2 protein-coding genes and 1 pseudogene are annotated in these 967 nt (G+C 44.6%); all 3 read right to left on the reverse strand.

Going from position 1 to position 967, the window contains the following annotated elements; translation table 11 throughout:
• Positions 1–79: 79 nt before the first annotated feature.
• A complete protein-coding gene (locus PVK71_RS20285) occupies positions 80–259 on the reverse strand; it encodes a DUF2635 domain-containing protein (RefSeq protein WP_274421125.1) in 180 nt (59 codons plus the stop codon).
• On the reverse strand, positions 260–796 hold the full coding sequence (locus PVK71_RS20290; RefSeq protein WP_274421124.1) for a phage virion morphogenesis protein: 537 nt from the start codon (positions 794–796) through the stop codon (positions 260–262).
• A pseudogene (locus PVK71_RS20295) lies at positions 778–967 on the reverse strand (phage tail protein); the annotation flags it as partial. The pseudogene PVK71_RS20295 and the gene PVK71_RS20290, both read right to left, overlap by 19 nt.

Consider the following 967-nt stretch of genomic DNA (forward strand, 5'->3'; position numbering starts at 1 on the left):
TTGTTGGCAAGACGGTTATCAATTTCGATGTATACGCCAGGAACTCGAGCATTGCCTGGTACTTCGTTAAAGCTAATACTCACGATGTCGCTCCTGTTTTTTCTTTGTCGGTCATGACGACGACCGACTCATCTTGAATTCGACGTAACCAGTAACTATTACGGGGTTTTACTTCGCCCTTAACGTCCAATGGCACTCGCGTAATAGGATCGCGCACCAACAGACCCTTAGTGGCGGGTTTGATTTTTATCTCACACATTTATGGCTCCATATTCATTGCTAATTCCGTGTGAATGATGGTCATCAATTCACGCTCCAGAGAGGGAGTCCAACCGATGAAGGTTCGCTTTGGCATCCGATAGTTTGCTTTGGTTTTCACACCGCCTTCCCATTGATTGGTTCTTGAGTTGTAAAAGCCGTTCATTCGGGTGGTGAACGACATCGTTTGACCTTCGTTGTGCTCTCGCCCAATCTTTGCTGGAATGCCCGTTAACCCGACTTCAAACGAATCATTATCCACATGCGTTTTTAGGGCACGACTCAGTCCCATCAACATGTTTTTATTCTTTTTTGTTGAGAGAATGACGTTATTGTTTAACGCTTTTCGTGTTCGTCGAGTTCGCTCTTGATAAGGTGTATTATCAACGTCTCGCTGTTGACGAATTTGGGCGCGAAAAAATTGCCTTGTGCGATTGGCCAGTTTTCGGTTCAACTCGAATTTCTTCTCTGGGTTTAGCGCTAAACTCTCAAGCATCGCGGTTAATTGCTCAGGGTTACTCAATTGCATTGTGTGCATTCAGGTAAATCCTCTGCAGAGCTAATAAACTCAAGAAGCGGAAGTTCATCCTCAATCACGGCGATAGCAAAATCACTGACGCAATCAAGACGAGTATCGCCTTGCTTCCACACACCAGTAGCGCTTTCTTCTAGCGAATAGGCTTCTTTAATCTCTATTTTCAATTTAAGG

The sequence above is a fragment of the Aliivibrio sp. S4MY1 genome (genome assembly GCF_028765545.1).
GTDB lineage: Bacteria > Pseudomonadota > Gammaproteobacteria > Enterobacterales > Vibrionaceae > Aliivibrio.